The 26138-nt window shown below is 65.5% G+C and carries 24 protein-coding genes; 7 read left to right on the forward strand and 17 right to left on the reverse strand.

The genetic code is table 11. The annotated features are described in order from the left end of the window. Nucleotides 1-20: 20 nt before the first annotated feature. From SIL87_RS18905 to SIL87_RS18955, 11 genes are all read right to left on the reverse strand, one after another. On the reverse strand, nucleotides 21-1391 hold the full coding sequence (locus SIL87_RS18905; protein WP_319615697.1) for an L-serine ammonia-lyase: 1371 nt from the start codon (nucleotides 1389-1391) through the stop codon (nucleotides 21-23). A 10-nt stretch (nucleotides 1392-1401) separates the two neighbouring features. Then, the gene (locus SIL87_RS18910; RefSeq protein WP_319615698.1) at nucleotides 1402-1959 is read right to left on the reverse strand and encodes a sarcosine oxidase subunit gamma; all 558 of its coding nucleotides are present in this window, start codon (nucleotides 1957-1959) and stop codon (nucleotides 1402-1404) included. After that, entirely contained in the window at nucleotides 1952-4915 is a 2964-nt protein-coding gene (locus SIL87_RS18915) for a sarcosine oxidase subunit alpha family protein (protein WP_319615699.1), read from the reverse strand. Before SIL87_RS18915 ends, SIL87_RS18910 begins: the two co-directional genes overlap by 8 nt. Continuing rightward, nucleotides 4912-5175 carry a sarcosine oxidase subunit delta gene (locus SIL87_RS18920; RefSeq protein ID WP_319615700.1) on the reverse strand — a complete coding sequence of 88 codons (264 nt, stop codon included), beginning with the start codon at nucleotides 5173-5175 and terminating at the stop codon, nucleotides 4912-4914. Before SIL87_RS18920 ends, SIL87_RS18915 begins: the two co-directional genes overlap by 4 nt. A gap of 15 nt (nucleotides 5176-5190) precedes the next feature. Next, nucleotides 5191-6444 carry a sarcosine oxidase subunit beta family protein gene (locus SIL87_RS18925; RefSeq protein WP_319615701.1) on the reverse strand — a complete coding sequence of 418 codons (1254 nt, stop codon included), beginning with the start codon at nucleotides 6442-6444 and terminating at the stop codon, nucleotides 5191-5193. 132 nt (nucleotides 6445-6576) lie between these two features. Further along, nucleotides 6577-8232 carry a choline dehydrogenase gene (gene betA, locus SIL87_RS18930; protein WP_319615702.1) on the reverse strand — a complete coding sequence of 552 codons (1656 nt, stop codon included), beginning with the start codon at nucleotides 8230-8232 and terminating at the stop codon, nucleotides 6577-6579. 229 nt (nucleotides 8233-8461) lie between these two features. Continuing rightward, entirely contained in the window at nucleotides 8462-9916 is a 1455-nt protein-coding gene (betB, locus tag SIL87_RS18935; protein ID WP_319615703.1) for a betaine-aldehyde dehydrogenase, read from the reverse strand. Between the two features lie 16 nt (nucleotides 9917-9932). Further along, a complete protein-coding gene (gene choV / locus SIL87_RS18940; protein WP_319615704.1) occupies nucleotides 9933-11156 on the reverse strand; it encodes a choline ABC transporter ATP-binding protein in 1224 nt (407 codons plus the stop codon). Further along, nucleotides 11153-12016 (reverse strand): choline ABC transporter permease subunit, encoded by an 864-nt coding sequence (gene choW / locus SIL87_RS18945; RefSeq protein WP_319615705.1) that lies wholly within the window; start codon nucleotides 12014-12016, stop codon nucleotides 11153-11155. The genes choV and choW overlap by 4 nt, the downstream gene beginning before the upstream one ends. 73 nt (nucleotides 12017-12089) lie before the next feature. Continuing rightward, on the reverse strand, nucleotides 12090-13046 hold the full coding sequence (gene choX, locus SIL87_RS18950) for a choline ABC transporter substrate-binding protein (RefSeq protein ID WP_319615706.1): 957 nt from the start codon (nucleotides 13044-13046) through the stop codon (nucleotides 12090-12092). Between the two features lie 122 nt (nucleotides 13047-13168). Then, nucleotides 13169-14350 (reverse strand): IS256 family transposase, encoded by a 1182-nt coding sequence (locus SIL87_RS18955; protein WP_319612316.1) that lies wholly within the window; start codon nucleotides 14348-14350, stop codon nucleotides 13169-13171. Nucleotides 14351-14664: 314 nt separating this feature from the next. Between SIL87_RS18955 and SIL87_RS18960 the strand changes: the two genes are divergently transcribed. The 7 genes from SIL87_RS18960 to SIL87_RS18990 all read left to right on the forward strand — a co-directional run bounded on the left by SIL87_RS18960 (nucleotide 14665) and on the right by SIL87_RS18990 (nucleotide 22766). After that, nucleotides 14665-15942: an aromatic ring-hydroxylating oxygenase subunit alpha gene (locus SIL87_RS18960; RefSeq protein WP_319615707.1), complete on the forward strand. Its 1278-nt coding sequence runs from the start codon at nucleotides 14665-14667 to the stop codon at nucleotides 15940-15942. Further along, complete coding sequence (locus SIL87_RS18965) at nucleotides 15942-17195, forward strand: cystathionine gamma-synthase family protein (protein WP_319615708.1); 1254 nt, start codon at nucleotides 15942-15944, stop codon at nucleotides 17193-17195. Before SIL87_RS18960 ends, SIL87_RS18965 begins: the two co-directional genes overlap by 1 nt. A gap of 3 nt (nucleotides 17196-17198) precedes the next feature. Then, nucleotides 17199-18689: an FAD-dependent oxidoreductase gene (locus SIL87_RS18970; protein WP_319615709.1), complete on the forward strand. Its 1491-nt coding sequence runs from the start codon at nucleotides 17199-17201 to the stop codon at nucleotides 18687-18689. Next, nucleotides 18686-19840 (forward strand): NAD(P)/FAD-dependent oxidoreductase, encoded by a 1155-nt coding sequence (locus SIL87_RS18975; protein WP_319615710.1) that lies wholly within the window; start codon nucleotides 18686-18688, stop codon nucleotides 19838-19840. Before SIL87_RS18970 ends, SIL87_RS18975 begins: the two co-directional genes overlap by 4 nt. Beyond that, nucleotides 19837-20943, forward strand: coding sequence for an NAD(P)/FAD-dependent oxidoreductase (locus tag SIL87_RS18980; RefSeq protein ID WP_319615711.1), 1107 nt, complete (start codon nucleotides 19837-19839; stop codon nucleotides 20941-20943). The genes SIL87_RS18975 and SIL87_RS18980 overlap by 4 nt, the downstream gene beginning before the upstream one ends. Nucleotides 20944-21150: 207 nt before the next feature. Beyond that, a complete protein-coding gene (locus SIL87_RS18985; RefSeq protein WP_319615712.1) occupies nucleotides 21151-22089 on the forward strand; it encodes a tetratricopeptide repeat protein in 939 nt (312 codons plus the stop codon). Between the two features lie 14 nt (nucleotides 22090-22103). Next, nucleotides 22104-22766, forward strand: coding sequence for an LON peptidase substrate-binding domain-containing protein (locus SIL87_RS18990; protein WP_319615713.1), 663 nt, complete (start codon nucleotides 22104-22106; stop codon nucleotides 22764-22766). Here SIL87_RS18990 and SIL87_RS18995 read toward each other — a convergent pair. The 6 genes from SIL87_RS18995 to SIL87_RS19020 all read right to left on the reverse strand — a co-directional run bounded on the left by SIL87_RS18995 (nucleotide 22757) and on the right by SIL87_RS19020 (nucleotide 26134). Beyond that, nucleotides 22757-23827, reverse strand: coding sequence for an EscU/YscU/HrcU family type III secretion system export apparatus switch protein (locus tag SIL87_RS18995; protein WP_319615714.1), 1071 nt, complete (start codon nucleotides 23825-23827; stop codon nucleotides 22757-22759). The genes SIL87_RS18990 and SIL87_RS18995 overlap by 10 nt on opposite strands. A 62-nt stretch (nucleotides 23828-23889) precedes the next feature. Next, complete coding sequence (locus SIL87_RS19000) at nucleotides 23890-24666, reverse strand: flagellar biosynthetic protein FliR (RefSeq protein ID WP_319615715.1); 777 nt, start codon at nucleotides 24664-24666, stop codon at nucleotides 23890-23892. 4 nt (nucleotides 24667-24670) lie between these two features. Next, nucleotides 24671-24937, reverse strand: a complete 267-nt coding sequence (locus SIL87_RS19005; protein WP_319615716.1) for a flagellar biosynthetic protein FliQ — start codon at nucleotides 24935-24937, stop codon at nucleotides 24671-24673. 64 nt (nucleotides 24938-25001) lie between these two features. Beyond that, complete coding sequence (locus SIL87_RS19010; protein ID WP_319615717.1) at nucleotides 25002-25316, reverse strand: flagellar hook-basal body complex protein FliE; 315 nt, start codon at nucleotides 25314-25316, stop codon at nucleotides 25002-25004. Beyond that, nucleotides 25316-25720 carry a flagellar basal body rod protein FlgC gene (gene flgC / locus SIL87_RS19015; RefSeq protein ID WP_319615718.1) on the reverse strand — a complete coding sequence of 135 codons (405 nt, stop codon included), beginning with the start codon at nucleotides 25718-25720 and terminating at the stop codon, nucleotides 25316-25318. Before flgC ends, SIL87_RS19010 begins: the two co-directional genes overlap by 1 nt. Nucleotides 25721-25756: 36 nt before the next feature. Further along, on the reverse strand, nucleotides 25757-26134 hold the full coding sequence (locus SIL87_RS19020) for a flagellar basal body rod protein FlgB (RefSeq protein ID WP_319615719.1): 378 nt from the start codon (nucleotides 26132-26134) through the stop codon (nucleotides 25757-25759). Between the last annotated feature and the right edge of the window lie 4 nt (nucleotides 26135-26138).

Here is a 26138-nt window from a genome sequence, read left to right on the forward strand (position 1 = left end):
GATCATTCAAGTCATTGCAACTAACACTCGATGAAATTGGCCGCCAGCCCGCCGAGCGAGGTTTCCTTGTATTTGCTGTTCATGTCCGCCCCGGTCTGGCGCATCGTCGCGATCACCTGATCGAGCGAGACGCGGTGCGATCCGTCGCCGCGCGCCGCGAGCGACGCCGCACTGATCGCCTTGATCGCGCCAAAGGCATTGCGCTCGATGCACGGGATCTGCACCAGCCCGCCGACCGGATCGCAGGTCATGCCCAGATGATGCTCCATCGCAATCTCGGCGGCGTTTTCGATCTGCGCGTTGCTCGCGCCGCGTGCCGCCGCCAGCCCGGCGGCAGCCATCGAGGCCGCGACCCCGACTTCGCCCTGGCAGCCGACCTCGGCCCCCGAGATCGACGCGTTGGTCTTGAACAACCCGCCGATCGCGGTAGCGGTAAAAATGAAATCCCGCATCAAATCCTGGGTCGCCCCGGGACAGAAATCGCGGAAATACCGCAATACCGCCGGGATCACCCCGGCCGCCCCGTTGGTCGGCGCCGTCACGATCTTGCCGCCCGCCGCATTCTCCTCGTTCACCGCCATCGCGAACAGGCTGACCCAGTCCATTTTCTCGTGGGGTGCGGTGTCGTTGCGGCTCGCATCGGCCTGCATCCGCTGATGCAGCGCATGGGCGCGGCGGCTGACATTGAGGCCGCCGGGCAGGTGGCCGGTGGTGCGCATGCCGCGCTCGATGCCGGACATCATGGTCGCGAGGATCAGATCGACATGGGCGAGCACGATCGCCGGATCGCGCAGCGAAAACTCGTTTTCCCGCATCATCGCGGCGATCGACAGGCCGGACGCCTCGCCCGCCCGGAGCAGATCCACCGCATTGGCGAACGGGTAGGGCACGGTCTCCGTCACCGCGCCAAGATCGGCTCTGGCGTCCTCGCGCACCACGAAACCGCCGCCGACCGAGCACCAGCGTTCGGTGGCGATCACCGCGCCATCCGCCCCGCTCGCGGTGAAGGCAAGCGTGTTGGGGTGGCGCGGCGTCGGGGTTTCGTAATCGAAAATGATATCCCGCGCCGGCTCGAACCGGATGGGATGAGTGCCGCCGAGCGGCAGGATGCCGCTGGTCGTCACGCCTGCCGCAATGGCATCGGCCTGATCGGGATCGATGGTTTCGGGCGCTTCCCCCGCGAGGCCGAGGATAACCGCCTTGTCGGTGCCATGGCCCTTGCCGGTCCAGGCCAGCGAGCCGAACAGGCTGACGCTCACATGCGCGATGCCGGCCCGATCCGCCAAATCCGCGAGATCCGCGACGAAGCGGTTCGCCGCGCGCATCGGCCCCACGGTATGCGACGAGGACGGCCCGATGCCGATCTTGAACAAATCGAACAGGCTGATCATGCGGTACGCCTCAATCCGGATACTCGCGCCCGATGTCACCCAGCAGCGCCACGACATAGGGCGCGAAGGATCGCCAGATTTCAAGATGGAACGCCGCAACCCCGGTACGCCACAGCACGATATCGGCCTTGGCGAACACCGTCCGCGTTGCCATGCCGGGTGGAAACGCGGCAGGGCCGAGGTCGAGCGGGCAGAGCGCATTCAACATCGCGGCGGCGTGCGGTCCGGCAAGGCCGATCGCGGTCTGGCGGTGACTGACATCGACCAGCGAAAAAGACCGGCCTTTCACCCCGCCCGCCAGTGCGGCGGGAATCGCGTCATCGTGGGCGGAAGCCAGGATCAGAAACTCGTCCGGCCCGAGCCGCAACGCGCTGCGATCTCCCGCAGTGACGCTCCGGTTGATCGGCATCGCAAGATCGAGGCCGATCGCCGCGCCGGCCTCGGCCACCGCCGCGTCCGGCAGGCGAAGCACGAAGCGGGTGAGCGGCGCGGATGGAGTAATCCGGCGATCCAGCCCGCCCGGCAGGTTCAGGCTGCGCCGTGCGACGGCAGTGGCAATATCAGCCATCGAGCCGGACTCCTTCCTTGTCGTAGAACACCGGATCGGTCAGCGTCACCGCGACGGCCCGCCCCGGCAGCGGGACATGCAAGGTCTCGCCGATCCGCGCCCGCCCGTTGCGCACCATGGCCAGCGCGATCGAGCGGTTGAGCGTCGCACTCCAATAGGACGAGGTCACATGGCCGAGCATGGTCATCGGGATCGGCTGCGCCGGGTCCGCGACCAGGTGCGATCCTTCCTCCAGCACGAAAGCGGGATCGTCGGTGAGCAGGCCGACCAGTTGCTTGCGGTCGGTCTGGCTGGCCAGCGCGGTGCGCGCGAGGGCGCGTTTGCCGACGAAATCGGGCTTCGCCTTGCCGATCGCCCAGCTCAGCCCGACATCATCGGGCGTCGCCGTGCCATCGGTTTCCTGCCCCACGATGATGTAGCCCTTTTCGGCGCGCAGCACGTGCATGGTCTCGGTGCCATAGGGCACGATGCCGTGCGGTTGCCCGGCCTGATGCACCGCCTCCCACACCGCCCGTCCGTAATCGGCGGACACGTTGATCTCGAAACCGAGTTCGCCGGTGAAACTGACCCGGAACAGCCGCGCCGGAACCCCGGCGACCATGCACGCCACCACGCTCATATGAGGCATCGCGGCGGCTGAAATATCCGCCCCTTCGACCAGCGGCGCGATCACGTCGCGCGCGCGGGGCCCCTGCACGGCGATCACGGCATATTGCTCGGTCGTCGAGGTCAGCCACACCGAAAGATCGGCGAATTCGGTCTGGAGATAATCCTCCATCATGTTCAGCACCCGCGCCGCGCCGCCGGTAGTGGTGGTGACGTGGAACCGGTCATCCGCGATCCGCCCGACCACGCCGTCATCGATGACGAACCCATCCTCGCGCAGCAGAATCCCGTAGCGCAGCCGCCCCGGCTTCAGCTTGGTCCACGCGTTCACATACATCCGGTTGAGAAATTCCGCCGCATCCGGACCGACGATTTCGATCTTGCCGAGCGTGGTGGCATCGAACATGCCCACACCGGCGCGCACCGCCGCACATTCCCGCGCGACCGCCTGATGCATCGTCTCGCCACCGTGGGGAAAATACCGCGCGCGCTTCCAGAGCGAAACGTCCTCGAACACCGCGCCATGTTCGGCGGCCCACGGGTGGATCGGCGTTTCCCGCACCGGCTCGAATAATTCGCCGCGCGCATACCCCGCGAAATAGCCGAACGGGATCGGGGTATAGGGCATCCGGAACGTGGTGGTGCCGATCGCGGGGATCGCGACACCGAGCGATTTCGACACGATGCCGAGCGCATTCATGTTCGAGGTCTTGCCCTGATCGGTCGCCATGCCGGTGGTGGTGTAGCGCTTGACGTGCTCGATCGAGCGGAACCCTTCGGACAAGGCGAGCGTGATGTCCTTCGCCGTCACGTCGTTCTGGAAATCGACGAAGGCGCGCACGCTCGCCGGATCGCGGCCATGCGGCACTTCGCCAAGGTATCCGGCGGTGAGCGGCTCATCCACTTCGGTGGCCACGCCCTGCCCCGTCGCCGCAAGACCCGTCGCCGCAAGACCGGCGGCGCGGCCCGAGGCGATCGCGGTTTCGAGCGATTGGCAGCCCGAGGCGGCGCCCGCCGCGATGGTGAGTTCCGCCGGGGTGCCGGGGATGAACGCCTCGCGCGCGGGATCGAAGGCGAGCTTGCCCCGGCTCTGTGAAAACAGATGCACGCTGGGGGTGAAGCCGCCGGACATCAGGATGAGGTCGCAGGCGATCCGCTCGGATTGCGCCGCCCCGATCGTCGCAATGCGCGCCGCCGCGACCCGCAGATTGCCCTCGGTGCCGGTGATCGTCGCATTGGTGCGGATCGGCAGTCCCGCCGCCCGCGCCGCCGCCACATGCGGCCCTTCGGGGCTGGCTCGCAAATCGATGATCGCGGCAATCGCCACACCCGCGCCCTGCAGCGCCAGCGCGGCGCGATACGCCTCGTCATGCGCGGTGAACACCACTGCCCGGTTGCCGGGCTTGACCGCGTAGCGCTCGACATAGATCCGCGCGGCATCCGCCAGCATGATGCCGGGGCGGTCGTTGTCGGGGAACACCAGAGGCCGCTCGATCGCGCCGGTCGCGGTGATCACCTGTTTCGCGCGCACCTGCCACAACCGCCCGCGCGGCACGTCGTCGTCCGGCTCGCCGGCATGGTCGGTCAGGTCCTGCGCCAGCCCGATCATGTTGTGCGGAAAATAGCCGAACGCGATGGTGCGGTTCAGCAATGTGACATTGGCAAAACCCGCCAGCCGCGTCCGTTGCGTGTCGAGCCAGCCCGCCTCGCCCGGTTCGGCCAGCAGCGCACCGCCGAGCTGCGGTTGCTCGTCACACAGGATCACGCTCGCGCCGATCTCAGCCGCCGTGATCGCAGCGGTGATCCCTGCCGGACCCGCGCCGATCACCAGCACGTCGCAATGGGCGTAGCGCTGGGCATAGCGCGCCGCATCGGGTGCTGCCGGCGCACGCCCCAGACCGGCAATCGCCCGGATGCGCGGCTCGAAAAACTTCGTCCACGCGCCCTTCGGCCACATGAAGGTCTTGTAGTAGAATCCCGCCGGGAAAAACCGCCACAGCCGGTCGGTGATGCTGCCGACATCGCGCTCCAGCGAGGGTGAGCGATTCTGGCTCTCCGCGCGCAGGCCATGATAAAGCTCGACCTGGGTGGCGCGCAGATTGGGCGTGTAATGCGCCTCGTCGCGCCCCACGCCGACCAACGCGTTCGGCTCCTCCGCCCCTGCCGAAACGATGCCGCGCGGGCGATGATATTTGAAACTCCGCCCGACCAGATGCACCCCGTTGGCCAGCAGCGCCGAGGCGAGCGTGTCTCCGGCATGGCCGGTCATCGCCTTCCCATCGAAGGTGAACGGCACCACGCGGCTCCGGTCGATCAGGCCACCCGTAGCCAGACGATAACGCTGCGTCATTCCGGTTGCTCGCCGATCCTGTAGGTTGTCTCGAAAAAATCCGTGACGGTGTTGCGTCGCGCGTTGAAAAACCGCCCGCAGCCATGGGCGTGCCGCCACCGCTCGGCGTAGCTGCCCCGGGCGTTGCTGCGCTGGTACAGAAACGCCGTCCATTCATCATCGCTCGCGGTCGCCGGCGCGCGCACGACATGCGCCTCCCCGCCATAGGAAAACTCGATCTCGGGGCGCTCGCCGCAATAAGGGCAGGAAATCAACAACATCTCGCCTCTCCGGTATCAGTGCGCGACGGCGGCAGCCGCCGCCTCGTCGATCAGCCGCCCCGCGCCGAACCGCTCAAGGTTGAACGGCGCGTTGATTTTGTGCGGTTCGTCCTTCGCCATCGTGTAGGCGAACAGATCCGCCGAACCCGGCGTCGCCTTGAACCCGCCGGTGCCCCAGCCGCAATTGACGTAAAGCCCCGGCACGTCGGTTTTGGCGATGATCGGCGAGCGATCCGGGGTGACATCCACGATTCCGCCCCAGTTGCGCAGCATCCGCATCCGCCGGAACATCGGGAACAACTCGCAGATCGCCTCGAGCGTGTGCGCCGAAATATGCAGCGCCCCGCGCTGGCTGTAGGAAATATACGCATCGGTCCCGGCGCCGATCACCAGCTCGCCCTTGTCGGACTGGCTGATATAGGCGTGGATCGTGTTCGACATCACCACGCAGGGAAAGATCGGCTTGACCGGTTCGGACACCAGCGCCTGCAACGGGTAGCTCTCCAGCGGCATCCGCTGCCCCGCCATCGCCATCAGCACCGAGGTATTGCCCGCCGCAACGATGCCGAGCCGCCGCGTCGCGATCGCGCCCCGGCTGGTCTGCACCCCACTGATCCGCCCGCTCGCATCGCGGTCGATCCCGGTGACCTCGCAATTCTGAATAACGTCGACCCCCAGCGCATCCGCCGCCCGCGCATACCCCCACGCCACCGCATCGTGCCGTGCCGTCCCCGCCCGGCGCTGCAACGCCGCACCGGTCACCGCATGGCGCATCCCCGGCGCGATGTTCAGCGGCGGGCAGAACGCCCTCGCCTCGCTGGCCGACAACCATTCGTTATCCACACCATTCAGCCGGTTGGCATGAACATGCCGCTTGAACACCTGCTCGTCATGCACGTTATGCGCCAGCATCAGCACGCCGCGCTGCGAGAACATGACGTTATAATTCAAATCCGCCGACAGCCCTTCCCACAATTTCACCGCGTGGTCGTAAAGGGCCGCACTCTCGTCGAACAGATAATTCGAGCGGATGATCGTGGTGTTGCGCCCGGTATTGCCACCGCCGATCCAGCCCTTTTCCAGCACCGCGATGTTGCGCAGCCCATGCTTTTTCGCGAGGTAATAGGCGGTGCCCAGCCCGTGCCCGCCACCACCGACAATGATGGCCTCGTAAGCCGGTTTCGGCGCGGCATCACGCCATTGCCGGTCCCAGCCCTTCTGGCCGGATAAGGCTTTTTTCGCCAAGGTCAGGGCCGAGAATTTCTGCATGCGAAGGCTCCTACGATAAGGCCGGGGCATGCCCCGGACCCGCCGGGACCTCAGGCCCCAGACCCCGTCAGTTAAGGCACGGCGACGCGCGATCGACGCGCACTCACTCGGCGCAACCCTTGTATAATTCCGTCATCGCTGCGCCGCCTCCCAATTCCGCGCGGTATGGAACGGCGCATTGCTCGGCGGCAGCAACGCCACCCCCCGAATATGATCCGCCGCCTTTTCCCCGATCATGATGGTCGGCGCATTGAGATTCCCCGTGGTCACCCGCGGCATGATCGAACTATCCGCCACCCGCAGCCCCTCCACCCCGATCACCCGGGTATCCGGCCCGACCACCGCCATCGGATCATCCACTGAACCCATCCGGCACGTCCCGCACGGATGATACGCACTCTCGACGTTCCTGCTGATATACTCATCGATCTCGGCATCGCTCGCCACATCGGCACCCGGCGCGATCTCGCGCCCCCGGAACGGCGCAAACGCCTCCTGCGCGAAAATCTCGCGGGTCAGCCGCACGCACGCGCGCATCTCCTGCCAGTCCTGCGGGTCGCTCATGTAGTTGAACACGATCGACGGTGCCGCCGCCGGGTCGGCCCCGCGCAACCGCACCCACCCCCGGCTGCGCGACCGCATCGGCCCGACATGCGCCTGAAACCCATGCTCGGAGGCTATCCCCTTGCCATCGTAGCGCACCGCGAGCGGCAGAAAATGATACTGGATATCGGGATAATTCACCCCGGCGCGCGAGCGGATGAACCCGCAACTCTCGAAATGATTGGTCGCCCCCAACCCGTCATGCATCGCGAGCCAGCGCAACCCGATCAGCGCCTTCGCCAGCGGATTCATCTTTGAATACAGGGTGATCGGCTGGGTGCACGCATACTGGAAATAAAACTCCAGATGATCCTGCAAATTCTCGCCCACCCCGGGGCGATCCGCCACCACCGCAATCCCGTGCGAACGCAACTCGTCCGCCGGGCCGACCCCGGATAATTTCAACAGCTTCGGCGAATTGATCGCACCCGCCGCCAGCACCACCTCCCGCGCCGCCCGCGCCACAACCTCCCTGCCGCGCCGCCGATACGCCACCCCCACCGCCCGCCCGCCCTCGAACACCACGCGCGAGACCAGCACACCGGATTCGACGCTCAGATTCCGCCGCCCCCGCGCCGGCCTCAGATACGCATTCGCCGCACTCCACCGCCGGCCGCGATGAACCGTCATGTCCATCCGGCCGAACCCCTCCTGCTGATATCCGTTGACATCCTCGGTCACCGGATACCCCGCCTGCCGCCCCGCCTCGATGAACGCGCGATACAAGGGATTTTTCAAAGCTCCATACTTCGTATGCAACGGCCCGGCATCACCGCGCCACGCATCGCCCCCCTCATCCCGCGTCTCGGCCCGCTTGAAATACGGCAAGACATCGCGATAGGCCCACCCCCGCGCCCCCATCTCCTCCCAGCCGTCGAAATCGAGCGGATTGCCGCGAATATAAACCAACCCGTTGATCGACGATGACCCCCCCAACACCTTCCCCCGCGGCGTGTGCATCCGCCGCCCACCCAGATGCGGCTCCGGCTCGCTGCGATACCCCCAATCATACCGCTTCATGTTCATCGGCATCGACAACGCACTCGGCATCTGTATCAACACCGATCGGTCCGACCCCCCATACTCCAGCAACAAAACCGAAACCCCGGCATCCTCCGATAACCGCGCCGCTAACACACACCCCGCGGAGCCTGCTCCGACTACGACGTAGTCATACTCGGTCATGGGGTTGGTGCCTCACGTAAGGAAGGCCAAGGGGCTCTGCCCCCTGGACCCCCGTTAAAGGCGGAGCCTTTAAAATCCATCAGTTTTAGGCAAGGGGAGGGCTGTCGAGGCCAGTTCAGCGGAAAGTCCGAGGCAGCGCCCTCCCCTTGCCTAAAACTAGCGGGTTCTAAGGGCTCGCCCTTAGTGGGGGTCGAGGGGGCAAAGCCCCTCGCCTTGCTTACTTGCGTCATCAAAACCCCACCACCGGTGTGAGTGCGACGTAGACGGATTTGGTTTCGGTGTAGGCGTCGAGTGCGGTGCGGCTGTTTTCGCGGCCGTAGCCTGATTGTTTCATGCCACCGAACGGCAGTTCGACCGGGGTGATGTTGTATTGGTTGATCCAGCAGGTGCCGGCTTTGAGGAGGGCGATCATGGTATGGGCGCGCGCGAGGGTGGTGGTGAACACTGCTGCCGACAGGCCGTAGGGCGTGGCGTTGGCGCGGGCGGTGGCTTCGGCGTCGGTCTCGAAGGCGAACACGGCCATGACGGGACCGAAGATTTCCTCCTGGGCGATGCTCATGGTGTCGGTGCAGTCGGCAAAGATGGTGGGTTCGACGAAGTTGCCATGGGCGAGAGAGCCGGTGGTGCGGCGTTGGCCGCCGGTGACCAGTCGCGCTCCGGCGGCTTTGCCGGCTTCGATATGGGTAAGGACCTTATTCATGTGTTCGGGCGAGATCAGGGCGCCGATCTGGGTGGCGGGGTCGAGCGGGTCGCCGATGACGAGGCTTCTGGTTTTTTCGACCAGGGCGGCGAGAAACCGGTCGTGGATGCTGCGATGAACGAACACGCGGGTGCCGTTCGAGCAGATTTCCCCGGCGGAGTAGAAATTGCCGAGCATGGCGGCGTTCACCGCGCTGTCGATATCCGCATCGTCGCAGATGATGATGGGGGATTTGCCGCCGAGTTCGAGCGTCACCCGCTTGAGGCTGGCGGCGGCGAGGGCGGCGACCGCTTTGCCGGTCGCGACCGATCCGGTGAGCGAGATTTTGCCGATCCCCGGATGTTCGACCAGAAGCCGCCCGGTTTCGCCCAGCCCGTTGACCACGTTGAACAATCCGTCCGGCAGTCCGGCCTGTTGAAAGATGCGGGCGAGTTCGAGCGCGGTGAGCGGGGTTTGCGGCGCGGGTTTGAAAATCACCGCATTGCCGCAGACCAATGCGGGCGCGGCTTTCCAGCAGGCGATCTGCAGCGGGTAGTTCCAGGCACCGATCGCAGCGACCACGCCGATCGGCTCGCGCCGGGTATAGCCGAAGGCGGTGGGGCCGAGATCGATCGCCTCGCCCGCGATGGTGCCGGCCAGCCCGCCGAAATATTCGAGACACTCGGCCCCGGAAATCACATCGACGGCGAGGGTTTCGCTGATCGGCCGCCCGGTATCCTGCGATTCCAGCCGCGCGAGCCGATCGAGATTGTCGCGCAGCAGGCGGGCGGTGCGAAGCAGGATGCGTCCGCGTTCGGCGGCAGGGGTCGCGGCCCATGCATGCTGGGCGTGGCTCGCGGCAATAACGGCGGCATCGATCGCGGCGGCATCGGCGATATCGAGGGTGGCGAGCACCGCGCCGGTCGCCGGGTTGACGTCCTCGAATGTCGCGGCGCCGGGGGCGGACCGATCCTGTCCGGCGATGAAGGAGGGTCGGGGTATCATGCAGTCACAGCCTCGGTCAGTGGGGGGTCGGGTCTTGATAGCCGGCTCGTCCGGCCTGGGTCAGCGCATCGAGAATTTCCGCCGTGCCGCAGCAGCCGACGATCCGCCCTTCGGCGTGGACCAGCACGGGCCGGCTGGTCTGCTGGCGGATATCGACGACATCCTTGAGCAGATGCTCCGAGGTCACCACGCCGATCGCATCGCGCGGCGCGGCAATGCCTTCAGCCGCATGATGGATCGAAATCATCGCCCCCTCGCAATGCACGGCATCGATCCCGCCCGCCGGACCGAGGGTGAAGCGGTAGGTCTCGCGGTCGATGAAATGATGGGCCCCGTCCCGCCGTTCCAGTGCTTCGAGCGGGCGCATCAGCGAGGCGGCGCGGATCGCGGTGAGCGGGTTCATATGCGCCACGAATTCCGCGACGTAATCGGTCGCGGGACGCAGCACGATGTCCTCGGGCTTGCCGACCTGAACCACCCGCCCGTCCTTCATGATCGCGATGCGGTTGCCGATCTTGAGTGCCTCGTCCAGATCATGGGTGACGAAAATGATCGTCTTCTGCACGCTGCGCTGCAATTGCAGCAGCTCGTCCTGCAATTTGTTGCGGATGAGCGGATCAAGCGCGGAGAACGGCTCGTCCATCAGCAATATGTCGGGGTTCGTCACCAGTGCGCGGGCCAGCCCGACCCGCTGCTGCATACCGCCCGACAACTCGCTCGCGTGTTTTTCGGCCCATTGCAGCAACCCCACCCGCTCAAGCCATTCATCGACCGCCGCGCGCATCTCGGCTTGCGGCATCTTGCGCAATTCGAGCCCGAGTTCGACGTTGCGGCGCACGCTGCGCCACGGCAGCAGGGCGAATTGCTGGAACACCATCGAAACCGCCCGGTTGCGCAGGCGGCGCAGCGTGGCGGCGGGCGGGTTGCTCATATCGACCAGTTCGTCGCCGTGGCGGATCGTGATGCGGCCCCGGCTGATCGGGTTCAGCCCGTTGAGCGCCCGCAGCACCGTGGTCTTGCCCGAGCCGGAAAGGCCCATGATGACGAAAATCTCGCCCTGTTCGATTTCGAGACTGACGTCCGCAGCCCCCACTACGATCCCGGTCGAAGCGATGATGTCGTTGCGCGACTGCCCGGCATCGAGCGCCGCCAGCGCCGCCTGCATCCGCCCCCGCGCCCCGCGATCCCCGGTGCCGGGGAACAATATGTCGACCTTTTCGAACTTCGCGGCGAAACTCACGCCCCGGTCTCCTTGTTCGGGCGAAACACCCGATCGAGAATGACCGCGACGATGACGATCGCAAGGCCCGAGGTGAAGCCCTTGCCGATCTGCACCGTCTCCATTGCCTCGACCACCGGTTCCCCGAGTCCACCGGCACCCACCAGCGCCGCGATCACCACCATCGACAGGCTCAGCATGATCACCTGGGTCAGCCCGGCCATGATGGTTGGCAAGGCCGCCGGAATCTCGACCTTCCACAACAACTCTGTCGGGCTTGCCCCGAACGCCTGCCCGGCCTCGATCAGCGGGCGCGGCACGTTGCTGATCCCCACATAGGTCAGGCGGATCGGGGTCGGCACCACGAACACGATCGCCGAAATCAGCCCGGGCACGCTGCCGAGGCCGAACAGCACCAGCGTCGGGATCAGGTACACGAAGGTCGGCAGGGTCTGCATCATGTCGAGGACGGGCCGGATCACCCGGTACAGGCCGGGCCGGTGCGCGGCGGCAATGCCGATCGGCACCCCGATCGCCATGCAGGCGATGGTGGCATAGACGATCAGCGAAATCGTCTCGAGCGTCCGGTCCCAGTAGCCCTGGTTCAGAATGAACAGCAGGGCGAGAAACACGAACAGGGCGAGCCGCCATGATTTCTTGAAAATATAGGTCAGCGCCGTGAAAATCACGATCAGGATCAACGCGGGCACCGCGTGGAGGATTTCGGTGGTCGAATCGAGCAGAAACCCCAGGGCGTTCGAGAGCGCGTCGAACAATCCCTGGAAATTGTTCTTGATGAAATTGACGAAATCGGTCGACCAGTCGCCCACCGGGATCGCGTGGTGGGTGATCCATCTCTCGGGTCGGCTCAACAGGTTCATGGGCTGCGCCTCCGCAATCGTCCGGCTGCCACGGGGCCGCCCCGGCGGTTCGGCCGGGGCGGAGACATAAGGATCAGCTCGATTTCAGCGCGTTCATCACCGCCGGCTCGCCGGGCTTGCCATCGATGGTGGTGACCCCGGCAAGGGTGGATTTCACCCAGTCGGGATGTGCCTTCAGCCAGGTGGCCGCGACCGAAGAGGCTTCCTTGTGATCGACCTGCACCTGGTACATCATTTTGTTTTCATCATCGATCGTCAGTTTGAAATGATGCAGCAGGGTGCCGACATTCGGGCACTCCTTGGCGTAACCGTAGCGGGTGTTGATATAAATCGTCGCCTTGCCTTCGTCGGGCCCGAAATATTCATGCCCGCCCGACAGGTAATCGATGTGGAACTGCACGTTCATCGGCTCGGGCTCCCAGCCGAGGAACACGATCGCCTTTTTCTTCGGATATTTGCGCGACACTTCCGAGAGCATCCCGGCCTCGCTCGACTGCACCAGATGGAAGTTGCCGAGGTCGAATTTGTTCGCCTTGATCATGGCGAGGACATGCTGGTTGCCGTCGTTGCCCGGCTCGATGCCATAGATCTTGTAATTCAGCTGCTTGCCGAATTTATGGATGTCGGCGAAGCTCTTGAGGCCCTCCTCATACAGATAATGCGGCACCACCAGCGTGTATTTGGCATCGGTGAGATCCGGCCCGATCATCTGAATCGCCTTCTCCTTGAGATAGGGCGCGGTGGTCTTGTCCTGCGAGGGGGTCCAGTTGTCGAGAAAGACGTCGATCTTGTTGTCCTTCATCCCGGCATACATGACCTGAAGGGAATAGAGATTGGTCTTCACCTTGTAGCCGAGACCTTCGGCAAGCTGGGTGAATACCGCGTTCTGCACCGCATTGTCGGTCCAGCCGATATTCGCCATCGTGATGGTCCTGCAGCTTGCCGGTTCAGCCGCCCGTGCGGTCCCCATGGCGAGCGCCGCAAACGCAAAGCTTGAAGCCAAAGCCGTAACGACGGTCAGATTTTTCATTTTCGCCTCCTGGATGCACAGAGTCTGGTCACCGATCCGCGCTGGTTTGATATCCCTGGAACGCCGCCATCTCCGGGCGGTGATTGAGCAACCTGATGTCTGGAAAATAGGGCGAGCGGGGGTCAGGCATCCTGGTAGTCCCACTTGATGTAGCCCTTGGTGTCGGCGGCCCATTTTTCATCGATTTCGACGAGGACGGCGCTGACGAGGCGTTCGAGGGAGGCTTCGTTGGGGAAGACCCTGATTTTGGTGGTGCGGCGTTTGAGTTCCTGCTGGATGCCGCGTTCCATGGGGTTGGAAGTGCGAAGCCGGCGCTGGTGGGGTTCTGGCAGTGTGAAGACGGTGAGGCCTTCGGGGATATTTCGTTCGAGCCAATCGGCGAGCTTTGGTGCGGTGTCGCGATAGGCATTGACGAGGGTTGTGAGAGCGATCTGGGCAGCGGCGAGGGAATTTGCGTTCCAGACGGTCCGGAGTTCTGCGCCGATGCGTTTGCGGATGGCGTGGTTGGGGGCGTGGTGGATGGCGTTTTGGGCGAGGTGGAACTGGCATCGTTGCCAGTGTGCGGCGCCGAAGACGGCGCGGCGTGCGGCGTGCAATCCGGCATGGTCATCGGAGACGATGAATTCGACGCCTCGCAGGCCACGCTGATGGAGGCTTTCGAGGAAGGCACGCCAATGGACTTCGGCCTCGGAAAGGGCGACCGAGACGCCGAGGACACGGCGGCGTTCATCGGGTCCGATGCCGATGGCCGAGAGCACGGCGGCATCGCGGACGACGCCATTATCGCGCATTTTTTCATATCTGGCGTCGAGGATGAGGTAGCGGATCTCGGCGAGGGGTCGGGTGCGCCAGGCGGCGAGTTCGTCATCGAGCAGCTTGCTGGCGCGGCTGACCTGAGCGGAGGAGAGGCTTTCGATGCCGAATTCGCGCATGACGGCCTCGACGTCGCGGGTGGAGACGCCTTTGATGTACATTTCGGCGACGGCGACCATGACGGCGCGGACCGAGCGTCGGCCGCGTTCGAGGGACTGTGGGTAGAAGGGTTCGCCCACGTGACCGGCGGTTTTGGGGACATCGACGGTGATCGACCCGGCCGGGGTATCGATCCGCTTGGGCTTGTAGCCATTGGCGTAACCCTGACGATCGGGGTTGCGCTCGTAGTGACTGGCGTGGAGGAAGCGTTCGCGCTCGATCTGCATGGCGAGTTCGAAGGTCCTGGCAAATACCGTGGCGATATCGCCTGCGCCGTTTTCGATCAGATGTTCCAAAAGTGCCTCGATAATCGTATCCTTTTTGGCGTCCATTCATCGGTCTCCATGTTGGTGTGAACAACTGCATGGAATACCAGAATGAACAGCCCTTGCCGGGGCATGCCCCGGCAAGGGCACCAACTCCCAACCCAAAATGAATTTCCAGACGTCAGGTTACACCACCCGGGCGGTCGCGCGATACTAAGCATCATGTCGCCCATGGTCACGTCTTGCATGCATGCGACATGCGAGTTGCATACGACCAATCGCCCCGCGGAACCCGCAGAAAGTGATGGGCTTATGCGCAAATGCGATTTGCCCTCACGGCGACGCGACCTCTAATTTGAGACGCATCTTGGAGACCAATCATGCTCGACCAGCAGGCGACTTTCGCACAGATCGGCGACTTGCTGGAAAGGCGGCGGCCCGGCCATAGTCTGCCGGGGGCGTTCTACAATGATCCGGCGATTTTCGACTTCGATCTCCGCGAGATTTTCGGCCGCTCCTGGCTGATGGTCGGCTTCGAGGTCGAGGTCGCGGCACCGGGGAGCTACCTCGCCCTCACCATCGGTCGCAGCCCCATCGTGGTGTGGCGCGGGATGGACGGGGTGTTGCGCGGGTTTTTCAACTCCTGCCGTCATCGCGGCGCACAGATCCTGCCGGATGGCTGCGGCACCGCCGAGCGGATGATGTGCCCCTACCATCAATGGATGTACGACGATCACGGCGCCCTGCGCGGCGCGGGCCGGATGCCGCGCGATTTCGACAAATCGGAGCACGGGCTGAAACCCATCCATGTCCGCACCGTCGCGGGGACGCTCTACGTGTGCCTTGCGGACGACGCGCCCGATTTCACCGCCTTTCACGACAAGGTCGCGCCGATGCTGGCGCCGCACGACATGCTGAACGCCAAAGTCGCGGCCCAGGCCACGCTGGTCGAGCGCGGCAACTGGAAACTGGTGATGGAAAACGCGCGGGAGTGCTATCATTGCTCGGCGCGCCACCCGGAACTCTCGGTCTCGTTCCCGACAGATGCGCGGGGCAATTTCCTCAGCTCCGAGCGGGTCAACATCCAGAACTTCCAGGAGCGGATGGAAGCGCTGGGCCTGCCGAGCGCGCCGGTCGAAGGCGCATGGTGGCAGGCCTCGCGCTTTGCCCTGCGCGAGGGCAACGCCTCGATCACCCTCGATGGCCAGCCCTGCGTCAGGAAGCCGATGTGCGCCATCAACGGCGGCGATGTCGGCTCGATGCGCTGGGCGCTGGAGCCGCATAGTTTCTGCCACGCGCTGGGCGATTTCACCTTCATGTTCATCGCCCTGCCGGTCGCCCCGGAGGAGACCATCGTGCTCGCCAAATGGCTGGTCCACAAGGACGCGGTCGAAGGCGTCGATTACACGGTGGACGATCTGGTCAATGTCTGGAACGAAACCAATCTGCAGGACCGCGATCTGGTCGAGACCAACCAGCGCGGGGTCAATTCCCTCGGCTATCAGCCCGGACCGTACAGCGAGATTTCGGAATCCCTCGCGATCCGCTTCGTCGACTGGTACGCGGCCCAGGTCAAAGCCCAGATCGCGGCTCAGCTCGCGTCACCGATCCCCCACGCGCTCGTCACCGGCCAGCGCCCGATTCTGGCCGCCGAATGATGGCGGATCGCCCGCACCCCGACACGATCGCGGTCGGCGCGGGATACGACCCCGCCGCGCATCACGGCGCCGCCAAACCGCCGATCTATCTGACTTCCACCTTTGTCTATCGCGATGCGCTTCACGCCAGAACCGCCCATGAAGGCTATCTGGCCGGCCGCGCCCCGGAGTCGGGTCCGGATGAAGGCTATATCTACGCGCGGCTCGATCACCCGAACCTGCAGATGCTCCAGGAACGGATGGCGGCGCTCGATCGCGCCGAGGCATGTGCGGTGTTCAACTCGGGCATGGCGGCGATTTCGACCACCCTGCTGTCGCTGGTGCGGCCGGGCGAAAGCGTGGTGCATACCAGCCCGCTCTACGGCGGCACCGATGGGCTGCTGAACAATCTGATGGCGCCGGTCCACGGAGTGAAGGCGTTTGCGATCGGCGATGCGGTCGATGAATCCGCGATTTCCGCTTCGGTCGACCGGGCGCTGGCGCATGGCCGGCTCGGGGTGATCTGGGTCGAAACCCCGTCGAACCCGCTGGCCGGGATCGCCGATATCGCGCTGATCGCCCGGATCGCCCGGCGGCTGGAGTTGCAGCAGGGAGCCGCACCGCTGGTCGTGGTGGATAACACCTTCATGGGGCCGCTGTTGCAGAACCCGCTGGAACAGGGCGCGGATCTCTGCATGACCTCGCTGACCAAATACGCGGGCGGGCATAGCGACCTGCTTGGCGGCAGCGTTTCGGGGCGGTTCGCCCTGGTCGAGCCCCTGCGCAAGATGCGGACACTGATGGGCACGCATCTCGATCCGCACGGGTGCTGGCTGCTGCTGCGCTCGCTGGAGACCATGGGGCTGCGCACCGAACGGGCGGGGCGCAACGCCGAAGCCGTGGCGCGGTTTTTGCGCGATCACCCGAAAGTCGCGCGGGTGACCTATGCCGGGTTTCTGCCCGAAGGCAGCGCCGCGCGCGCGACCTTCGAGCGCCAATGCGCCGGGGCGGGATCGACCTTCGTGTTCGACATCAAGGGCGGCGAGGCCGAAGCGTTCCGGATGCTCGATGCGCTCAGGGTGCTGCGCCTCGCGGTCAGTCTCGGCGGGACCGAAACGCTGATCTGCCATTCCGCGACGACGACGCATTTTTCGGTCCCGAAAGCGCGGCGCGAAGCCTCCGGCGTGAGCGATGCGACCATCCGGCTCTCGGTCGGGATCGAGCACGAGGCGGATATCATCGGCGATCTCGCCCAGGCGCTGGAAAGGATATGATTCATGGATGGTGAGATGCACGCCGATCACCGGCTCGATCCGCACGGCGCGGTCGGCAAGCTGAAGCGGCCCGATCGGGTCGTCGATGTTCTGGTGGTCGGTGCCGGCCCCGCCGGGATCGCGGCGGCGCTGGCGGCTTCGGCTTCGGGGGCAACGGTTCTGCTGGTCGATGAGCATCCGGTGAGTACGGCGATGGCGGGGCTCGATGTGCCGTATCTGTTCGGAGGGCGCGCGACGGCAGCGCTCGGCAACCCGGCGCGGATGACCGAGCAGGTGGCCGGGGCGATGCCGGGGCTGGAAGCGGCCTTCGAGGCGGGCGTCGAGGTGATGCTCAACACCAGCGTCTGGGGCCTGTGGGTCGCGGGGCCGGGATTGCAGGTGCTGCCCTGCCCGATCGCCGGGCTGGCGACCGAGACAGGTTCATTTTTATGCGGCTATGGCCGCGCGGTGATCGCGACCGGGGCGCGGGATCTGGTGGTGTCGTTCGCCGGATCGGATCAGCCGGGCGTGATCGGCGCGCAGGGGCTGCATGCCCTGCTGGTTCGCTATGCGGCCTTCGCGGGGCGGGTGGTCACGATCCTCGGCTCCGGGCGGCTCGCGCTGGAAACCGCGCTGCTCGCGCTGGATCACGGGGTGGCCGTGGCCGCGCTGATCGAGGTGCGGGACGCGCCGCAGGGGCCCGCGGAGCTGGTGGCGGCGGTCCGGGCGCGCGGGGTCGCGATCAGGTGCGGCGAGGTGCCGCTGCTGGCCGAGACCACGTCCGACGGGGTGGTGGCGCTGCGGGTGATCCCGGTGGCGGGCGGGACGGTCGTGCGGATCGAATGCGACACCGTATGCCTGGCACTGGGGCTGGTGCCGCAGGTCGATCTGCTCGACGTGCTGGGGGGCGAACTTGCGCTCGATCCTGATCGCGGCGGCTACGTGCCGGTGCAGGTCGCGGGGCAGACCTCGCTCGCGGCGATCAGTGTCGCGGGGGAATGTGCCGGGGTCGATGAACCGGGCGGGCTTGCCTACCGGATGGAGTGGATGCGCGCCCTGCTCGACACCGGTGGCAGCGACGTGCTGGCCTGCACCTGCGAGGAGGTGACACGCGGCGATGTGTTCGCGCTCAATCCCCCCCGCTATCTCGGCGCGGATTCCGAGGCGATGGCGGCGCGGGATTACGCCTCGCTGCTCGGCGACGGGCCGCCCGATCACGACCAGATGAAGCGGCTCACCCGGGTTTCGATGGGGCCGTGCCAGGCAAGGCGGTGCCGCGAGCAGGTGGCGATGCTGCTGGCGATCGGGGCGAATGTGGAGATCGGCGCGGTCAATCGGGCGGGATATCGCGCGCCGGTGCGGCCGCTGAGCCTCGCCGCGCTGGCGGCGGCGGATGACGCCGCGAGCCGGGAGGGGTGGGATGTGTGGTTCGGGATCGTGAGCCAGTGGGTGCCGTATGACGAGATCGGCACGGCGCGCGAGGCCGAATACATCGCCGGGGACATGCATTTATGAAAGGGGCTGCGGTCGTCATTATCGGCGCGGGGGTCACCGGGCTGAGTGCCGCGTGGTGGCTGGCGCGCGACGGGGTGGATGTGCTGGTGCTCGACAAGGGAGTGATCGGCTACGAGGCGTCGAGCCGGAATGGCGGCGGGGCGACCCATTACCAGAGCCCGCTGTTTCATGAGGAGCAGCGGTTGTGGCCGCTGATGGATCAGTTGCTCGGCTATCCGACCGAGCATCGGCCCGAGCGGATCGTGATCGCGATGACCGAGGACCAGATGGCGCGATATCGGCGGATGCAGCGGATATTGGCCGGGCTCGGTTATCGGGCGGACATGATGGACCCGCAGCAGGTGCGCGACGCGGTGCCGCTGGCCGGGGACCGGCACATCGGCGGAGTGCATATCCGCACCGGCGGTCAGGCCAATCCGCAGCGGACGGTGCAGGCCTACGCCTGGGCGGCGCAGGATCATGGCGCGCGGATCGCGCAGCATGTGCCGGTGCTGGGGATCGAGATGGCGCAAGGCCGCGCGGTCGGGGTGCGGACGAGGGACGGGACGATCGGCTGCGATCAACTCGTGGTCGCGGCGGGGCCGCAATCGGGAGTGCTGCTGCGGGGCATCGGGATCGACCTGCCGGTGGCGCCCGCGCGGGCCGAGATGATCGTGACCGAGGCGCTCCCGCTGATGCCGCTCGGCGGCGTGGATGGCAACGGGCTGTACGGACGCCAGACGCTGCGGGGAAATCTGGCCTATGGCGGCGGCTGGCACGAGTGGATGGATGATCTGCCGCTTGCCGGTAAACTGCCGCGGCCTTCGACGCCGACGATAACCCAGATCGCGTTGCGGCTGGCGCAGATACTGCCCAAGGCCGCGCATGCGCGGGTGATCCGTTCCTGGGCCGGAATTGTCGAGAACACGCCGGACGGACGCCCGGTGCTGGACCGGCCCAAAGCGCCGGGGAACGTGACGGTGGCAACGATGTCGAGCGTGGGGTTCGGCCTGTCACCCGCGAGCGGGCGGGCGGTCCGGGATCTGGTGATGGATGGGCGATGCGGGTTCGCCGAGATCGGCAAATTGTCGTTGGCCCGGTTTGCCGGGCTGGACCCGGATTGGCGGCGGTTGCAGGGGTGGGTGACGCCGCGCGCCGAGGTGATGGCATGAGCCGGGGCAAGGTACTGGTGGTCGGCGGCGGAATTGCCGGGTTGAGCACGGCCTGGGCGCTGGCGCGGCGCGGGTTTGCGGTGGAATTGTTCGAGCAGGGCGCGCTGCCCTACGCCAGGGCCTCGTCGTATGACGAGCATCGTATCATCCGGCACGCCTATGGCGACATGGAGGGCTATGCGTATCTGATGCCGTCGGCGTTCCGGGTCTGGGAGGCGCTGTGGGCGGCGATCGGGGCCACGCATTACGATGCGATGCCGGTGATCTATCTGATGCGCGGCGAAAGCGAATGGTACGAAACCACCCGGCGCTCGATGGGGCGGATGGGCGTGGCGTGCGAGGATATCCCGATCGAGGCGGCGATGGCGCTGTATCCAATGGTCAATCCCGACGGGGTGACGCGGGTGGTGCGGACCGAGGGGGCCGGGATTTTGTACCCGATCCGGATTCTGACCGATCTGGTCAAGCTGATCGCCGGGCTGGGCGTGGTGCTGCACCCGGATACCCGGGTGGAGGCGGTCGATCTGGAAGCGGGTCTGGTAAGGACCGGCGGCGGGGTGGTCGGTGGCGATGCGGTGGTGGTGACGGCGGGGGCGTGGGTCAACCGGCTGGTGCCTTCGACCATCGGTGAGGCGGTGCCGTCGCGTCAGGCGGTGATGTTTCTGGCCCCGCCCCCGCGTTTCGCCGCTGCGTGGCAGGCCGCACCGGTGCTGATCGATCTGGGGGCCGAAAGCGGCACCTATACCTTGCCGCCGCGGGCGGCAACGCGGTTGAAAATCGGGGATCATCAGTTCACCCGGCGCGGCGATCCCGATGAGGATCGCGTCGGGACCGATGCCGATGTCGCGCGGCTGACCGAGGCGGCCCGGCGGGCGTGGCAGGATTTCGATGAGTACACGGTGCTGGAACGCAAGGCGTGTTTTTATACCGTGACGGCGGATGAGCGATTTCTCGTGCGGCGCGAGGGCGCGCGCGGGTGGCTGGGCAGCGCCTGTTCGGGCCACGGCTTCAAGCTGGGGCCGCTGATCGGGGACGGGATTGCCGGCGCGATCGCCGGGGAGCGGACCGAGGCGGCGGTTTCGGTCTGGGCGGCGGGGCGGTAGAAAGACGTCTATCCGATGAATAGGAAGCCTGCCTCGCCCCGCGATGCGATGCTGCGCAATACCGTGAGTTTTCCGTAGCCCGCGTTTCCACCGCCGGCTTGACAATCGCTCGTGCATGACTGACCCCGGGCGCCGCCCCGATGCCGTCTGGCTTGCATGATGGCGTCTGGGTATCATGTACGCTCAACGATGAACGGATCAGCGACCATGGACCATACCACCACCCCCAAACCCGCTCGCCCGGCCCCGGGTGCCACGCCGTCGATCATCGACGGTTCGCAGGCCACGTTCATGACCGACGTGGTCGAGGCGTCGCGCAACCTGCCGGTTCTGGTCGATTTCTGGGCCACCTGGTGCGGACCCTGCAAGACCTTGACGCCGACGCTGGAAAAAATCGTGGGTTCCATGGGCGGTCGGGTCCGCCTCGTTAAAATCGACATCGACCAGAACCGGGCCCTGGTTCAGCAGCTGGCGAGCCTCGGGCTGCCGCTGCAATCGGTCCCCACGGTCGCAGCATTCTGGCAGGGACAGATCGCCGATCTGTTCCAGGGCGCGCTTCCGGAAAGCGAGGTTCGCCGGTTCATCGAGGCAGTGTTGAAACTCGCGGGCTCCGCCGCCCCCGCCGCCGATGTGATCGCGGATGCCCGCAAGGCCACCGAAGCGGGCGATCACGCCCAGGCCGCCGATCTCTACAGCGCCGCACTCAATGAAGACCCCGAGCGCCCCGAAGCCTGGGCCGGCCTTGCCCGCAGCCTCATCGCCCTGGGCGACGATGATCAGGCCGAGGCCGTTCTGGCCGAAATCCCCGCGGCACTTGCCGAGCATGCCGACATCGCGGCGGCGAAAACCGCCCTCGCGGTCGCGCGCGAGGGCCGTCAGGCCGCCGGCGAACTGTCCGCGCTCGAGGCACGCCTCGCCGCCGACCCTGCCGATCATGAAGCGAGGTTCGCGCTGGCCAGCGCGCTGAACGCCACGGGCGACCGCGACGGTGCGGCCGATGCGCTCCTTGAGATCATGCGCCGCAACCGAGGCTGGAACGAGGATGCCGCCCGGCTCCAGCTCCTGAAATTCTTCGATGCCTGGGGGATCGACGCCGCCGAAACCATGTCGGCGCGCCGAAAACTTTCGACGCTGCTGTTCAGCTGAATCTGGCGCGAGGCATGAGCCCGGTCACCGGTCGTATCGACAGCATCCCGGAAATCTTCCCGATTTTTCCGCTGACCGGGGCATTGTTGCTGCCCGGTGGCCGTCTGCCACTGAACATTTTCGAGCCTCGCTACCTCGCCATGGTGGATGATGCCCTCGGCAGCGGTCGTTTGATCGGCATGATCCAGCCCGACTACACGGCGCCGGCCCACGAAACCGGTCCTGCCCTGTACCGTCAGGGGTGCCTCGGGCGGATCGTCGCCTTCAGCGAAACCGAGGACGGGCGCTACCTCATCACCCTGCTCGGAGTGGTCCGGTTCAGCATCGTCGAGGAAGCCGAAATGCGGCGCGGCTACCGGCGGGTCCACGGCGATATCTCCGACTTCCGCCACGATCTTGCAGGTGGCGCGCCGCTCCCCGAGCCGATGACCGCCAAAGGCGTCTCGCGCGATCGCCTGCTGGAATCGCTCCATCGTTACTTCGTGGCCACCGGAGTCGATGCCAACTGGGATGCGATCGAGGAAATATCGGACCCGGCCCTGATCACCACATTATGCATGGCGTGCCCGTTCACCGCGATCGAGAAACAGGCGTTGCTCGAAGCTCCCACCGAGGCGGAACGCGCCGCCGCGCTTCTGGCACTGCTCGAAATCAACGGCCACGGCCCTCACGAGTGATTGGCCGCCGCCGTGCGCTGTGCCAGGCGCCAGACATAGGCGATGACCTCCGCGACCGCCCGGTAATGCTCCGGCGTGATTTCACTATCCTCATCGAGCGTGAACAGCGCGCGCGCGAGCGGCGGGTTGGCGACGATCGGTATCCGCAAATCGACCGCCATCTCCCTGATCCGCGCCGCGACGTGATCGCACCCCTTGGCGACGACCCGCGGGGCCTGGGTCTGGCCTTCATTATATTCCAGCGCCACGGCGTAGTGGGTCGGGTTGGTGATCACCACCGTCGCCCGCGCCATGGCGCGCTGTAAATTCCGTTTCGCCTGCCGGGCGCGGAGTTGGCGTAACCGGCCCTTGACCGCGGGATCGCCGTCGGTCTCGCGCTGTTCGTCCTTGATTTCCTCCTGCGACATCCGGTTCCGTGTCGCGAACTGGCGCCGGGTCCACGCGAAATCCGCCGCCGCGATCATTGCCTGCGCCGCAGTTCCCGCAAGCAGCATCGCGAACAGGGCGCGCCCGATCATCGCGGGCATGGTGGTGGCCGGTACGGTGAATTCACCGGACAACGCGCCGATTTTCTGGTGGACGATGACGTAGATCGCAACCCCGACGCAGGCGATCTTGACGATCGACTGGGCCGACGCGAACGTGTGCCGCGCCGAGACCAGATTGGCGAAGCCCGATAACGGGTTGAGCCGGTTGAAATGCAGGCCGACCGCCTTGCCGTTCAGGCGCAGCCCCGACTGCAGAAACGTGGCTGCAAGCACCGCGACCGAGATCGCCGCACCGATCGGCAGAACGATGGCGGCACTCGCAGCCCCCGCCGCCCGCAGGACACGGGCGATACCGGACGCGGTGTCGACCCGGGCGGAGTCCCGGATCAACCCCGCCAGAACGAGGGTCAGATGCTGCGCCATCGCCGGCGCGAGCGCCCCGAGCACGGCAAGTCCTGTCGCGAGCGAGGCCAAGGTCGTCAATTCACGCGAGACCGCGATATCGCCGTCGGCCTGGACCTTGGTCATCCGCGCCGGCGTGGCCGCTTCGGTCTTGCTTTCCTGCTCAGCCATAGTGTGATGCCTTTCCCGGCGATCGTGCGGTGCCGGCCGGCGGCCGATGCGGGCGGCTCATTTCAAAGGCGGACATAATGCATCAGCATGGCGCCTGCGGCATGTTGCCACGTGCCGAGGATCGCGCCGAGAAACACCGCCAGCAGCACCAGCCCGGCCAGAATCTGCAGCGGTGCCGCGACGAAGAAAATCTGCAACTGCGGTGCCGCGCGCGCCATCAACCCGAGACCGGCCTGCCAGATCATCCCGATCACCAGAAACGGCGCGGCGATCTGGATCGCCACGACGAATTCCGAACCGACTGTCCGAACCACCAGGCGGATCAATCCGCTTGCGATCCGCTGATCGCCGGTATGGGCCAGCAGATCCACCGGGATCAGGTGAAACGAGTTGGTGAGCGAGAGCAGCGGCAGCATGATGAGGGATGTGCCGAAAAACAGCACGGGCAGAATCAGATTGAACAGACTCGACAGCAACGTGCTGTTCGCGCCCAGTTCGGTGCTCGGCAGCAGCACGCTGGAAAGACCGATCTGGTACGATATCGCCTGTCCCGCCATCGGCAGGCTGACCAGAACCGCCTGGGTCAGCCACCCGATCGACAAACCGATCACGATCTGGAGCAGGATCATCGCGATCAATGTGGCGGGCTGGCTCGGCATCGCGGGCAGACCCGGTGCCACCAGCGGCGCGATCATCGTGGTCAGCGCCAGAGACAGCCCGATCCTGACCATCGGCGGCACGCCCGACGCGCTGAAGCCGGGGATCAGCATCACGGCGCTCGAAACCCGCACGAACACGATCAGGAAATCGAACACCACCCCGGTCAGCAGATCGTTCATCCGCTCAGCCCACGTGAATCATCGCGGAAAAGATCGAGCGTGAGAAAGCGGTCAGGAGCGTGACCGAATACCCCCCCATCATCACCAACACCCCGGCAATCGCCACCACTTTCGGCAGAAATACCAGACTGGGCTCGTTGATCTGGGTTACGGCCTGGATAATCGAGATCACCAACCCGGTGGCCAGCGACGCCAGAAGCGGCGGCGCGGCCAGCCGGGCGGTGACGTAGAGCGCCTCATGCAGCATCAGGGCAACCGAGGGATCGGTCATGCCGCACCATCCCGCAGCATGGCTGCTTGCGCGCGCAGAGCAGGGGCCGCACGGCCGAAGCGGCTCATATCGGCATGCTCATGATCGACTGATATGACTGGATCAACCGGTCACGGATCGCGACGGTGGTCTGTAACGCGAGTTGCGCCTTCGCCACCGACGTCACCACCTGGGTGAGATCGCCGTTGCCCATGAGGCCGTTTTGAGCCAACCCCTCGGTGGTGGCGCTCTGATCGACCGTGCTGGTGAGCATGTTCGAGAGATATTTGGTGAAATCCTCGCCGGATCCGCTGGCGGATTGCGCGGTGCGCTGATAGGCGGCCGCGCCGGGCGCGACGCCGAACAACGAGCTCATGCCTGACATGACACTGCCCGACATCAGATCAGGTCCAGCGTGCGGGTCAGCATGCCGCGCGTGGCGTTCATCACCGAAAGATCGGCGTCCGATGCGCGTTCCGCCTGCTGCATGTCCATCAGTTCGACGAAGCTGTTGACGTTGGGCGTCTTGACATATCCCTGGGCATTCGCTGCGGGGTTCGACGGATCGTATTTGGTCGGAAATGCCGAAGGATCGGTCCCGATCCGGCCGACCGAGACCAGATCGGCATTGAGCGAGCGATCATATTGGTCCTTGAAGGTGATGGTCTGCCGCCGATAGGGATTGCTGCCCGGCGTCGAGCCGGTACTGTCCGCATTCGCCAGGTTTTCCGCGATCACCCGGAGGCGATCGCTCTGGGCTGCCGCCCCTGACGCCGAAATGGATAACGAAGTTCCGAATTCCATGGATTTTTTCCCGATATTCAGTTGAAGTTGACGGAATCAGATGCTCGGCCCGAGCGCGGTGTTGAACATGCCGAGATATGATTTGTAGATATTCACAGCGTATTGCTGATTGATCTGGGTGCGGGCCACGGCCGCGAGTTCCTGGTCGAGCGATACCGCATTGCCGTCCGGCGCGCGTTCGGCGACCGTTGCATCCTCGCTGCCCACAGTATTATCCGCCGCCGGTGCGATATCGTCCGGATGGGTCAGGCTCATCGAAACCTGGCTGCCATCGAGCATGTCCGCGAACCGGATGGGCGTGCGGGGCGAATATCCCGGCGTATCGATATTCGCGATGTTCTGCGCAAGCACGTTCTGCGTCTGCGCCAGATAGTCGATGCGGCTGGCCGCAATACTCATCAGGTCCTGGGTCATGGTG

Origin of the sequence: Acidiphilium acidophilum, assembly GCF_033842475.1 — a bacterium.
GTDB lineage: Bacteria > Pseudomonadota > Alphaproteobacteria > Acetobacterales > Acetobacteraceae > Acidiphilium > Acidiphilium acidophilum.